Genomic DNA, 12,293 nt, shown 5'->3' on the forward strand with positions numbered 1-12,293 from the left:
GACGTCGGCCCTGAGGACCATCGCCGCAACGCCGATCGTGGAAACGGGAGCTGCCGGACGGACACCCGGATGCCGGGACCGCCCATCGCGGGCGGGCGCGGAACCGCTCCCGCCGCCCCGCCCGTCAGGATGCCGGGGCCGCGAGCCCGAGGGTCGGCGCCATGGCCGGGATGGCGTACGCCAGGCTCCCATCGAGCGCTTCGCCGGTGTGGCCCGCGCCCTCGACGATGTGCGTCAGCACCGTGAAGCCTGCGGCGGTGGCCGCGTCGGCATTGTTTTGCTGTCCGGGGCCGTAGGTCGTATCCGCGCTGCCCCAGGTGAACACCGCCAGGTGACCGGAGTACGTGCCGGCCGGCGCCGCGGCCATGATGACCGAGGGCTTGTTCGCCTGGAAGGCGGCGGCATCGCCGCCGTAGACGTCCGCGACGGTCTGCGCCACGTGCTCCGAACCGGGGAACTCGTTGCCCATGACGTCCAGCAGCTGCCCCCAGGTGTCGGGGTACTTGGTGCCGTAGAGCGCCGCGCACGAACCGCCGTTGGAGAAGCCGCCGATCGTCCAGTACCGATGATCCGTGATGATGTTGAGATTCTGTTCGGCCCATTTCGGCACGAGCTCGTTGATGTACGTCGACACGGCGCCGAACTTCGCCGAGTCCACGCAGGCGGGATCGTCGTCGGGCGCGGTGAGCTGATCGACGACGATCGCGATGGGCGCGAGGCCCTTGTTCGCCGCGGCGAAGGCGTCGAGCGCCTTCGCCAGGGCGGTCGGATCGGGCGAGCCGGGCTGCCCCATCATGAAGACCAGCAGCGGCAGCGCGGGCGGGTTCGCGACCTGCGCGGCGGGCGGCAGATAGAGCGAGGCATCCCGCGCCGCGTACTGTCCGGTCGGGATCTTGCTGCTGCCGGTCAGCGCGCTCACGGAGCCCTTCGCCGGCATCCCGGCCGGCGGCTCCCACGTCTGGTAGAGCGTCGACGGATCGCCGGCGGTGTCGCCGCGCTGCGGCAGGGATGCCGGGTCGAGTGCCTGCACGCCCAGGATCGCGGCGAGATTGTGCGTGACGCCGTACGACGCGTTGACGCCGAGGGCCCCCGCCAGCAGCGCGGCGGTGACCGTGACCGCGCCGATGAGCCGCCGCGGCCAAGGTCGGCGGAGGAGGCCGACGACGCCGACGGCGACCGCCGCCGCCGCTCCCGTCGCCCACCAGATCGCGCCCGACGGCAGCGGCCCTTGGAAGGTGTCCATCGCCTCGAGGATCTTCGCCACGACGAACATCACGATCGCCGCGGCGACGGCCACGACGCCGGTCAGCACGAGACGTCGCCGCCGCCACAGCAGCACGGCCACGACGCCGAGACCCGCGATCACCGCCGCGATCGGGAGCAACGGCGAGTCGATCAACTCGAACGACAGGATGAATCTGTTCATCGGCGCCCCTCCCACGCGGTCCTCGCCAAGGCGACCATCTCACGGCGAGAGGCGTCGGGCAGGTACGCGCGGCCGACGGCCGCCCCGATTGCGGGAAGCTGAAGCGGATCGCGGTAGGCCAGAGCCAGCGGGCGGTAGCGCGGGCGGAACTTGCCCTTGAAGCGGAACAGGGAGGCGAACCCGTACGCCGGCTCGAGCACCTCCGCGAGCCAGCGCAGCAGCGACCGCAGCGGAGCGGGGTCGCCGTCGACGGGCTCGTCGGGATCATCGGCGAGCGGCGCGCCCGACAGGCTGAGCACCACCGCGCCCTCCGCCTGCAGCTCCAGCGCCGCCTTGGCGATGAGGAACTCCATCATCCCGTTGGGACCGTCCGTGCGCCGACGCATGAAGTCGAGCGTCCACCCGGTGATCTCGCCGTCGGTCCAGCTCGGCATCCAACTGGTGACCGCCTCGATGCGCTCGTCGGGGCCGACGGCCAGCAGCAGACGCACGTCGCGGTCGCGCAACTCGTCGAGGGAACCGAGGGTGAACCCCATCTCGGGAAGAGCGCGGTCGGCGACCCACTCCTCGTCGATCGCCACGACCTGCGACGCCTGCGCGACGGAGAGCTCGTGCCAGCGCGACCACACGGCGGTGTAGCCCTCGCGCTCGGCGCGGGTGAGCGGTTGGCGCACCTTCTGCCACGTCTTGCCGGCGAAGCTGAGCCCGGGCAGGTCCATCACGGTCTCGACGCCCACGGGCACGTGTCGCCAGCCCAGCTCGACCAGGTCGTCGAGCGTCTCGGAGTGCACGCTGTAGAACGCGGGGGTCCACCCGTGCTCCACGCAGTAGTCGGAGAATCCGGTCAACGCCTCGGGCCTCCGCCCCGCCGGGGCCAGCGGATCCGCGACGGCCAGGGCCACGTCGCCCGCCAGGCGGTACGCCACGGCGCATTCGCCGTCATCCGAGTACCAGTGACGGTTGCCCTCCCAGGTGCCGAGGAACCCGAGGGTGTCGCTGCCGCGGCGCAGCAGGTCGCGATAATGGGCCTCGCCGCCGGCGTCGGGTCGTCGCACGCGGCGGTACAGCCACAGGATGGCCGCCACCACGATCGCCCAGAACAGCACGCCGATCCATTGATAGGCGAACAACGCCGGACCGTGGTGCGGGAACGCCGTCCCCCCGCCGGGATTGGTGAACGCGGGCGGGAAGAAGCGGCGCAGCGTCAGCCCGAGAAGGTCGAGCACCGTCAACTCGCGGTCGAAGCTGCGACGTCCGACGGCCTCGACGATGAAGAGCGTCGTCGCGCACGCGAGGAACGCGAGTCCGATCACGGCGGCGACCGTTCGCGCCGCGGTGCGCGTGGCCCGCAGGGTGAAGCGCGCCCTGGCCACCACGAGGGCGGCGGCGAGGGCGAGCGGGATGAGGATGGATGCCACGGCCCACAGCACGTACTCCGCCCCGCTGCCGTCGACCCAGGGGTCGATGCGCAGTCGACCGTCGAGCAGCGAGACGACCGGGAGCACCGCCGATGCGGTCAGCACGAACAAGGCGACGATCCACGCGGAGCGGCGTCCCTGACGCAGGCCCCACGCGGCGACCAGCAGCAGAACGAGCGGCGTGATCGCCAGCAGCGCGGGCCCCGCGCCGCGGGTCATGAGCAGCGCGACCTGTTCGTCGCACACCGACTGCGCTACCGAGCCGCACCGGCTCAGCAACTCGTCGTCGTACTGCGTGTAGGCATCGACGACGAGCGACAGCGGCCCGCGACCGCCACCGCTGACCAGAGCGACGATCGGACCGCTGCCGACCACGGCGACCAGCAGCGCGAGCAGCGTCCGCGTCTCGCGCGTGGAGCTGCGGTGCCACGAGCGGCGCTCGCGACCGCGGGCGAGGACCGACCCCACCCCCAGGCCGATGACGGCGGCGGTCAGGCGGTACCAGGAGTCGGCATCGCCCGCGTAGAGGGCGAAGAGGGCCAGCAGGGCGAAGCCCACCAGCCGCAGACGACGGCGCCACAGCGTGGGCGCGAGCGCCGACGCCGCCATCACGACGCCCGCGATGGGCGTCGTGGGATCGAGCACCGGGACCTCGGCGGCCACCACCGGCCGCAGGTCGGTCAACGTCCAGGCCGCCGCGTGCAGACCGATGCCGACCGTCAGTCCGGCGACACCCAGCAGCACCAGCAGCACTCCCGTGCGCCGGGAACCGAGCAGACGCTCGGCGTACGCGAGCACGGTGAGGGCGAGCAGCAGCGACGACACGGCATCCACCGTGGAATCGGGGATGGCGAGAGCGGTCAGCAGGGTCCACCACCGGCCGCTCGCGAAGGTGGCGAGCGGTCCCGCGCCCCACGCGGAGGCATCCTCGCCCCACAGGGTGCCCGTCGCCGCCGCCGACGCGACGACGAGCACGCTCGCGATGAGGGCGACGGGGTTCTCGCGCGCGTATCGGCGGAGGATCGCCCGCAGCGCGTCGAGCCGCGCCGATGCGCGCGTGACGGGCGGGGAGGGAGGGGCTTCGGACATCGGCGGAATCGTACGGCGGGATCCTATGAAAGAGCGTCAGTACCAGATGTCCAGCAGCGGGGTCGCCGCGGGAGCGAACGCGGCGTCGAGCGCGGCGAGCGTCCGGGCCTCTGCCCGGACGAGCCCGGCGGACGCCAGCTCGGTGGCCCGGACCCCGCCCAGCAGCAGGGAGCCGAGGGCGCCGACCGAGAGGTCGACGTCGACCGATGACTCCGCGGCCACCGCCTCGACGACGGCCTCCCCCGCCTCGTCGATGCGCACGGCCCAGACCCCGTCGGCGAAGCCGAGCGGGTCGTCGACCCGCGCGACCACCTCGAGCGGCGCCGCGTAGACCCGCGACGTCAGGGCACCCGGCACATCGAGCACGCGCAACCAGTGGTGGTCGGTGAGCGTGGCCGTCACCGCGCGGCGATCGGACACCATCCACTGCACCGGCGGCGCGGGGGCCTGCAGCCACGCCTTGACCTTGCCGACGAGATCGTGCTCGATCGCGAAACGCCACAACGCGGCGTAGGCGTCGTCGCCGTCGGCGAAGAGCGCCCGTACCGACAGGTCGTGCGCGGAGTAGTCGTCGGTCTCTTCGAGGGTGTAGACGAGGATGCCGCGCTCGGCGCCGTCGACGTCGCGGTAGACGACGGCCCGGACCTTGTCGGCCTCCTTGTCGCCGGGCGCCACCCCGGCCATCCCGCGCCACCGCCCGTCCCACCCCGGCACGGAACCCGGCCGCTGGACGCGGACGCGCTCGTGGATCGCGTGCAGCCGCTCCGCGATGCCGTCGCGCGGGATGAAGTCGAGCCGCCCCGGCGCCGTGGGCCCCGTCCATCGGGCACGCCGCGCGTCGACGACGACGTCGGAGGCCCATGCGGCGGGCGAGAATCCCCACCGACCGTAGATCGTCGCTTCGGTGACCGTCAGCCCGGCGAGCGCGAAGCCGGCCGCGGCCGCCGTCCGCAGCTCGCCGCCGATCATCGCGCGGGCGATCCCGCGCCGACGATGCGTGGGTGCCACGGTCACCGCGCTGATCGACCACAGATCGACGGCGCGGCCGGGCGAGGTGGTCAGCGTCGACGCCCACGAGTCGATCGTGCCGACGGGGACGTCCGGCTCGCTGCCCGAGCGGTCGAACACCCCGGTCAGTCGGCGCGTGCGGAGCGTCTTGCGGGAGTGCGCGGCCTCGTCGTCGGTCGACTCCCCGCCGAGGAACCCTCGGGCCACCGCGCGCTGGAAGGGGCGGAAACCCTCCCCGTCGGCGTCGACCCGGGCGTATTCCAGACCGACGGCCGTCACCTCGGCGGCGGAGGTCTCGTCGAGGGGCAGCGTCAGCGTGTCGATGGATGCCATGACCCCAGCCTAGGGACCGCCTCCGACACGCGCCGCGTGCGTGCGAGAAGCGGTCAGTGGGTCGACTGGATGGCGCGCAGTCGCGAGAGCACCTGGTCGCGGAGCTCTTCGGGAGCGGTCTCCTTGCAGGCCCGCGCCACCACCTCGGTCAGCGTCCGGGCGATGTGCGCCTCGTCCTGGCATCCGGGGCAGTTCTGCAGGTGCTCGCGGATGTCCTGCGCCTCGGTCTTGCAGACCTCGTTGCGCAGGTACTCCTCGAGGTCACGTCGCGCCTTGTCGCAGCCGCAGTCGCTCATTTCGTCTCTCCCGTCGCGGCCTGGATGCCGCGCTCCTTGGCGTAGTCCGACAGCAGGTCACGCAGAAGGCGTCGTCCGCGGTGCAGACGGCTCATGACCGTGCCGATCGGGGTTTTCATGATGTCGGCGATCTCCTGGTAGGCGAAGCCCTCGACGTCGGCGAGGTACACCGCCATCCGGAAATCCTCGGGGATCGACTGCAGGGCGTCTTTGACGACGGATGCCGGCATGTGGTCGATCGCTTCGGCCTCGGCCGAGCGGGCGCTGCTGGCGGTGGTCGACTCGGCCCCGCCGAGCTGCCAGTCCTCCAGGTCGTCGATCGCGCTCTGGTAGGGCTCGCGCTGCTTCTTGCGATACGTGTTGATGTACGTGTTCGTCAGGATGCGGTAGAGCCACGCCTTGAGGTTGGTGCCCTGCGTGAAGCTGGCCCACGAGCCGAAGGCCTTCACGAAGGTCTCCTGCACGAGGTCGGCTGCGTCGGCCGGGTTGCGCGTCATGCGCATGGCCGCGGCGTACAGCTGATCCATGAAGGGCAGAGCCTGCTCCTCGAACTGTGCGCGGGGCTCCACCTCGAGCGGGCCGGCGTCTGCGGTGTCGTTCATCGCGCGCCAGTCTACGTCGCGTGCCGCGACGGCCACCGGGACGGTCGTCGCGGTGCGGTCGCGCTCCAGAAGTGCGGTCACGTGTCGTCCCCTTTCAGTAGAGTTGGAACCGATGACTCCCCTCGGGTATTCCCCTTCCGCCGCCACTCCCCGCGGTGCGTGGGACGCGCCCGTCGCCGACCACCCCGTGGATGCCACGGTCACCGTGCCGGGGTCGAAGTCGCTGACCAACCGCGAACTCGTGCTCGCCGCGATCGCGGACGGCCCGGGTACGCTGCACGCCCCGTTGCACTCCGACGACTCCGCCCGCATGATCGATGCGCTGCGCGCTCTCGGCGTCGGCATCGAGGAGATCGACACGGGGTCCCCCTTCGGCCCCGACCTGCTCGTCACCCCGCCGACGACCTTCCGCGGCGACAGCGAGATCGACTGCGGCCAGGCCGGCACCGTCATGCGCTTCGTCGCCCCGCTGGCCGGTCTCGCCCGGGGCGACGTGCACGTCACGGCGCACGAGAGCGCCCTGCACCGACCCATGGGGGCGATGATCCACGCGCTGCGCGACGTCGGGGTCGACATCGACGACGGCGGGCACTGGGCGCTGCCGTTCTCGGTTCGCGGTCACGGTCACGTGCGCGGCGGCGAGGTCGAGATCGACGCGAGTCAGTCGAGCCAGTTCGTCTCGGGACTCCTTCTCGCGGCGGCGCGCTTCGACGTGGGTCTGCGCCTGCGCCACGTGGGCTCGCGCCTGCCGAGCATTCCCCACATCGACATGACCGTCGAGTCCCTCGCCCACCGCGCCGTGCACGTCGAGCGTCCCGCCCCGGGCGAATGGATCGTGCCGGCCGGGCCCGTGCGCGCGAAAGACGTGCACATCGAACCCGACCTCTCCAACGCCTCGCCGTTCCTCGCGGCGGCGATGGTCACCGGCGGATCGGTCACGATGACGGGCTGGCCGCTGCACAGCACGCAGCCCGGCGCTCTCCTCGTCGACATCCTCGCCGAGATGGGGGCCCGCGTCAGTCGGCGCGGCGGCGCCCTCACCGTCGCGGCGGGCGACGACGGCATCCTGGGGGTCGATCTCGACCTGTCCGCCGCCGGTGAGCTCGCGCCCACCCTTTTCGGACTGGCGGCGTTCGCCGACGGCCCGACCACCCTGCACGGCATCGGGCACATCCGCGGGCACGAGACCGACCGCATCGCCGCCCTCGTGGGAAACCTCCGTTCGCTCGGCGGCGAGGCGCACGAGCTCGACGACGGCATCCGCATCGTGCCTCAGCCGCTGCACGGCGGCGAGTGGAAGGCCCACCACGACCACCGCCTCGCGACCACCGGTGCCCTCATCGGGCTGCGCGTCCCGGGCGTGCAGATCGACGACATCGGCACCACCGCCAAGACGCTTCCCCAGTTCGCGGGTCTCTGGCGCGCGATGCTGGGCCCGGATGCGGATGCCGGGGACTGACGCGTGAGCTGGCTCGACGACGCGGACGACGACGACCTGGAGTTCGACGAGTCGTCGATCCGGGTGCGTCCCAACCCCAAGGCCAACCGCCCGCGCACGAAGCGGCGCCCGGCGCACGCCGACGCGCAGACCGCGCGCGTGCTCGGAGTCGATCGCGGGCGCTACACGGTCCTGGTCGATGAGGACGGCCCCGACGAACGGCGCGTGCTCGCCACGCGGGCGCGCGAGCTGCGCAAGCAGCCCATCGTCAACGGCGACCGCGCGCGCGTCGTGGGCGACCTCTCGGGCGACGAGGGCACGCTCGGGCGCATCGTCGGCATCGAGGAGCGCACGTCGCTGCTGCGCCGGAGCGCCGACGACACCGACCAGGTGGAGCGGGTCATCGTCGCCAACGCCGACCAGATGCTCATCGTCGTGGCGGCGGCCGATCCCGAACCGCGGGAGCGCCTCGTCGACCGCTACCTGGTCGCGGCGCTCGATGCCGGCATCCGCCCGCTCCTCGTCGTCACCAAGACCGACCTGGCCGACCCGAGCGAGTTCCTCTCGCACTTCGCCGGCCTCGATCTCCGCGTCTTCACGAGCGCGCAGGGCGACATGCCGCTCGACGAGATCGGCGAGGCCCTCGCCGGCCACGCGACGGTGTTCGTCGGGCACTCGGGCGTGGGCAAGTCCACCCTGGTGAATGCGCTCACCGGCTCCGAGCGCGCCACCGGACACGTCAACACCGTCACCGGTCGAGGCCGCCACACGTCGTCGTCGGCCGTCTCGCTGCGCTATCGCGGCCCCGCCGGTTCGGGATGGGTCATCGACACACCCGGCGTCCGCTCCTTCGGGCTGGGCCACGTCGACCCGGCGCACGTGCTGGGTGCCTTCACCGACCTCGCGAAGGTCGCCGAGGAGTGCCCCCGCGGGTGCACCCACCTGCCCGACGCCCCCGACTGCGCGATCGTGGAGGCGGTCGAATCCGGGCGCCTGGGTCCCGGTGCCGCCGCGAGACTCGATTCCCTGCAGCGGCTGCTGACGACGTTCCAGGGCATCGAGCGCTCTAGGCTGGACGGGTGACGAACCTCGACAAGGGCGACACCGCGCCCGATTTCACCCTTCTCGACCAGGATGAGCACCCCGTCTCGCTGGGCGACTTCCGCGGACGCCGCGTGATCCTGTACTTCTACCCCGCCGCGCAGACGCCCGGGTGCACGACGCAGGCATGCGACTTCCGCGACAGCCTGGCTTCGCTGCAGGGCGCCGGGTACACCGTGCTCGGCATCTCGCGCGACACCCCCGAGAAGCTGCGCGCGTTCCGCGACAGCGACGGGCTCACCTTCCCGCTGCTGAGCGACCCCGACCACGCGATCCACGAGGCCTACAGCGCGTGGGGCGAGAAGCAGAACTACGGCAAGACGGTCACCGGCGTCCTGCGCTCGACCTTCGTCGTCGACGAGGACGGCAAGATCGTCGAGGCCCTGTACAACGTCAAGGCGACCGGCCATGTCGCGCGTCTGCGCAAGACGCTCGGTCTCGACGCCGCCTGACTCCGAGCTCCGAAGGCCCCGCCCCGCTCTCGCGGCCGGCGGGGTCTTCTCACGTCAGCCGTCGTCGCGACGCCGCGGGGCTGCGGCGCGGATCGCGAGGACCAGCAGAATCAGTCCGATCACCGCCGGGACGGCGATGAGGAGCGCGATGCCCGGCGCGGCCCACTCCCCCGTGATGGCGCCGATCGCGACCGAGAGCACGAGAAGCTGGGTGACGATGCCGCCCGACCGACCGGCCGACACGTCGCGCGCGGTGGCCACCCCGAAGGCGGCGACGATCGCGGCGCCGATCACCGTCAGGACGATCAGGGCGATGGAGCTCACCACCGAGTCGGTGTCGCCGCCGATGAGGGCGACGGTCTGCCATCCGGCGAGCGCCAGGATGCCGACGGCCTCGAGTCCGAGGAGGGCGGCGGCCGCAAGGCGAATGGGCATCCGAGAGCCTCTCCGACGGGCGCGGCTGCGCCGTTACGATCCGGAAACCTGCCGGTTACCTCTTGATCAGGCGGAATCGCTATGGGAGCATGGAACAAGCCGTGTGCTCCCACAGCGAAGTGGGGCGAGCAATCGCTCGCGTTCCCACCAGGGTACCGGACCCGAATCCCGGTGCCGAATCGTCGAAATTTCTGTTACAAGGAGCACCCCTATGGATTGGCGCGACAAAGCAGCCTGCCTGACCGTCGACCCCGAACTGTTCTTCCCCGTCGGCAACACCGGCCCCGCGGTCGACCAGATCGAGAAGGCCAAGTCGGTCTGCGCGCGCTGCACCGTCACCGAGGTCTGCCTGCAGTACGCCCTCGAGTCCGGTCAGGACTCGGGCGTCTGGGGCGGTCTGAGCGAAGACGAGCGTCGCGCGCTCAAGCGCCGCGCCGCCCGCGCCCGCCGCGCCTCCTGACCTCACGGCATCCGCCGTTCGACGAAGCCCGTCCCTCCGGGGGCGGGCTTCGTCGTGCCGCGGGCGGGAGACGCGCGCAGACCTCGCCCCGAGAACCGCGGGACTCCCCCGTACCCGCGAGCAACGCGATGCCTCAGGCGGACGAGCCGCCGATGTAGCGCAGCGGGATCTCGATGGTGACCTCGGTTCCGCTGCCCATCAACGTGTGCCAATCGATGGTTCCGCCGAGCTCGCCCTGGATGAGGGTGCGCACGATCTGCGTGCCCAGGCCGCGGCCCACCTGGCCCTCGGGCAGGCCGACGCCCGTGTCGCGGACGCTGACCTCGAGCATCTCGCCGGTGCGTTCGGCCGCGATCTCGACGTCGCCCTCCTGACCGGCGAGCCCGTGCTCGACCGCGTTGGTCACCAGCTCGGTGAGCGCGAGCGCGAGGGGCGTGGCGAACTGGCTGGGCAGCGTGCCGAACTTCCCCGTGCTGCGCGTGCGCGCGCGGGTGTTGGGGGCCGCCGCGACCTCGGCGACGAGCTTGAGCACGCGCGCGAAGACGTCGTCGAAGTCGACGTTCTGCGCGAGGCCCTCCGACAGCGTGTCGTGCACGACGGCGATCGCCGAGACCCGTCGCATGGCCTGCGTGAGTGCGTCTCGCGCCTCGTCGGAGTGCGTGCGCCGCGCCTGGATGCGCAGGAGCGACGCCACGGTCTGCAGGTTGTTCTTGACGCGGTGGTGGATCTCGCGGATCGTCGCGTCCTTGGTGATGAGCTCCTGCTCCTGGTGGCGGATCTCGGTGACGTCGCGGCTCAGCACGATCGCGCCGATGCGGTTGCCGCGATCGCGCAGGGGGATCGTCCGCAGCGAGACCTGCACGCCGCGCGCCTCCATGTCGGCGCGCCACGGTGCGCGCCCGCTCACCACGACCGGGAGCGACTCGTCGACGTCCTGTCGCTTCGCCGGCAGGATGCGAGCGGTGACCTCGGCCAGCGACTCGCCCTCGAGCTCGTCGTCGAAGCCCATGCGGTTGAACGCCGACAGCGCATTGGGGCTCGCGAAGGTCGTGATCCCGTCGACGTCGAGACGGATCAGCCCGTCCGACGCGCGCGGGGCTCCACGACGAGGTGCGGTCGGCGCGGACAGATCGGGGAACTCCGCCGATGAGATCATGCCGAACAGGTCGTCGGCGCAGTCGTTGAAGGTGATCTGCTGACGCGACGGCGTGCGCGTCTCGCCGAGGTTCGTATGCCGGGTCAGCACGCCGACGGTCGTGACGGCGTCGCCCTCGCGCGAGAGCTCGCGCACGATCGGCACCGCGCGCACGCGCGTGGGAGTCTCCTCGAACCAGTCGGGGGATGCCGAATCCACGATGCGTCCGCTCTGGAACGCCTCGCGCACCTGGGTGCGCCACTGCGGTCGGACGCGGTCGCCGACGATGTCGCGGTAGAACAGCGTCGCCGCTCCCCCGGGCCGGGTGTGCGCGACGGCGACGAAGGAGTCGTCGGGGGTCGGGACCCAGATGACGATGTCGGCGAAGGCGAGGTCGGCGAGCAGCTGCCCGTCGCCGGCGAGGCGGTGCAGCCACTCGACATCCGCCTCGCTGGAGCGACCTTGGGCGTAGACGAGTTCACTGAGTGTCGACACCCCTCCACCCTAGGGGCCGCTCCCGCGTGGTCGCGCGCCGCGCGACCTGGCGGACGCGTCGAGGGTGATGCGACGGGTGAAGGTCGTGTGTGTCCGGCGCCCTGGGCTGGCGAAAGCCGACCACGGAGGATTCGTGAGACCACCGCCGTTCCCGTGGTCGACCGCCCCTCCGCGCGGGCGCGGGTGAACCCCGCACGCCCCCGGAAAGGGGGACATAATGACGGGATGCCGGTTGATCCCTCACCCGAAGAGAGATTCGTCGCACTCGAGCACGCCGCCGCCGCCCTCGCGCTCACGCCCGACGAGATCGTCACCCTCGTGCACGAGGGGCACCTGCGTGCAGCCGCCCTCGGCTCACCCGCACGGTGGCGCATCGACCGCGACAGCGTCGACGCCTACGTCGAGGCCCGGATCGAGGACGCCCGCCGCGCGGCGCTCTGGCGGCAGTCGCAGGCCGCGAGCTTTCCCGAGCTCTGGGGCCGGGGCGAGCTGCGGCACGACGACTGACCGCGCCTCCTCCCCGCCTCACCCCTCGCATCGGTCATCCACAGGTGGCGCATAAGCGCGGTGTCGTACGCCCACGCTCCCCTACGCTCGGCCGCACG

At 71.9% G+C, this 12,293-nt stretch carries 12 protein-coding genes; 5 read left to right on the forward strand and 7 right to left on the reverse strand.

The features are described 5' to 3' along the window. Positions 1 to 124: 124 nt before the first annotated feature. The 5 genes from ACFZA2_RS02525 to ACFZA2_RS02545 are packed head-to-tail and all read right to left on the reverse strand — an operon-like array spanning position 125 to position 6,172. On the reverse strand, positions 125 to 1,426 hold the full coding sequence (locus tag ACFZA2_RS02525; RefSeq protein ID WP_391400170.1) for an alpha/beta hydrolase: 1,302 nt from the start codon (positions 1,424 to 1,426) through the stop codon (positions 125 to 127). Then, positions 1,423 to 3,933: a bifunctional lysylphosphatidylglycerol flippase/synthetase MprF gene (locus tag ACFZA2_RS02530; protein ID WP_391400173.1), complete on the reverse strand. Its 2,511-nt coding sequence runs from the start codon at positions 3,931 to 3,933 to the stop codon at positions 1,423 to 1,425. The genes ACFZA2_RS02525 and ACFZA2_RS02530 overlap by 4 nt, the downstream gene beginning before the upstream one ends. A gap of 36 nt (positions 3,934 to 3,969) precedes the next feature. Further along, positions 3,970 to 5,274 carry a GNAT family N-acetyltransferase gene (locus ACFZA2_RS02535; RefSeq protein WP_391400176.1) on the reverse strand — a complete coding sequence of 435 codons (1,305 nt, stop codon included), beginning with the start codon at positions 5,272 to 5,274 and terminating at the stop codon, positions 3,970 to 3,972. A gap of 53 nt (positions 5,275 to 5,327) precedes the next feature. After that, on the reverse strand, positions 5,328 to 5,570 hold the full coding sequence (locus tag ACFZA2_RS02540; RefSeq protein ID WP_315993292.1) for a zf-HC2 domain-containing protein: 243 nt from the start codon (positions 5,568 to 5,570) through the stop codon (positions 5,328 to 5,330). Next, positions 5,567 to 6,172, reverse strand: coding sequence for a sigma-70 family RNA polymerase sigma factor (locus ACFZA2_RS02545; protein WP_298875749.1), 606 nt, complete (start codon positions 6,170 to 6,172; stop codon positions 5,567 to 5,569). The genes ACFZA2_RS02540 and ACFZA2_RS02545 overlap by 4 nt, the downstream gene beginning before the upstream one ends. Before the next feature lie 112 nt (positions 6,173 to 6,284). On the opposite strand from ACFZA2_RS02545, the gene aroA reads away from it, so the two are divergent. Genes aroA through bcp form a run of 3 tightly spaced genes read left to right on the forward strand, consistent with a single transcriptional unit; the run spans position 6,285 to position 9,163 of the window. Continuing rightward, a complete protein-coding gene (gene aroA, locus ACFZA2_RS02550; RefSeq protein WP_391400179.1) occupies positions 6,285 to 7,631 on the forward strand; it encodes a 3-phosphoshikimate 1-carboxyvinyltransferase in 1,347 nt (448 codons plus the stop codon). A gap of 3 nt (positions 7,632 to 7,634) precedes the next feature. After that, on the forward strand, positions 7,635 to 8,693 hold the full coding sequence (gene rsgA, locus ACFZA2_RS02555; protein ID WP_391400182.1) for a ribosome small subunit-dependent GTPase A: 1,059 nt from the start codon (positions 7,635 to 7,637) through the stop codon (positions 8,691 to 8,693). After that, the gene (gene bcp / locus ACFZA2_RS02560) at positions 8,690 to 9,163 is read left to right on the forward strand and encodes a thioredoxin-dependent thiol peroxidase (RefSeq protein ID WP_391400185.1); all 474 of its coding nucleotides are present in this window, start codon (positions 8,690 to 8,692) and stop codon (positions 9,161 to 9,163) included. Before rsgA ends, bcp begins: the two co-directional genes overlap by 4 nt. Before the next feature lie 54 nt (positions 9,164 to 9,217). On the opposite strand, the gene ACFZA2_RS02565 is transcribed toward bcp, so the two are convergent. Next, the gene (locus tag ACFZA2_RS02565) at positions 9,218 to 9,598 is read right to left on the reverse strand and encodes a histidine kinase (protein WP_391400188.1); all 381 of its coding nucleotides are present in this window, start codon (positions 9,596 to 9,598) and stop codon (positions 9,218 to 9,220) included. Positions 9,599 to 9,809: 211 nt separating this feature from the next. Here ACFZA2_RS02565 and ACFZA2_RS02570 point away from each other — a divergent pair, with 211 nt between their 5' ends. Continuing rightward, a complete protein-coding gene (locus ACFZA2_RS02570) occupies positions 9,810 to 10,058 on the forward strand; it encodes a WhiB family transcriptional regulator (protein WP_013583608.1) in 249 nt (82 codons plus the stop codon). Between the two features lie 133 nt (positions 10,059 to 10,191). Here the strand turns inward: ACFZA2_RS02570 and ACFZA2_RS02575 are convergent, their stop codons facing one another. Beyond that, the gene (locus ACFZA2_RS02575) at positions 10,192 to 11,688 is read right to left on the reverse strand and encodes a sensor histidine kinase (protein ID WP_391400193.1); all 1,497 of its coding nucleotides are present in this window, start codon (positions 11,686 to 11,688) and stop codon (positions 10,192 to 10,194) included. 225 nt (positions 11,689 to 11,913) lie between these two features. On the opposite strand from ACFZA2_RS02575, the gene ACFZA2_RS02580 reads away from it, so the two are divergent. Then, positions 11,914 to 12,195, forward strand: a complete 282-nt coding sequence (locus ACFZA2_RS02580; RefSeq protein WP_391400196.1) for an excisionase family DNA-binding protein — start codon at positions 11,914 to 11,916, stop codon at positions 12,193 to 12,195. Positions 12,196 to 12,293: the final 98 nt, after the last annotated feature.

It is taken from the genome of Microbacterium sp. NPDC007973, from assembly GCF_042958465.1.
Lineage (GTDB): Bacteria > Actinomycetota > Actinomycetes > Actinomycetales > Microbacteriaceae > Microbacterium > Microbacterium galbum.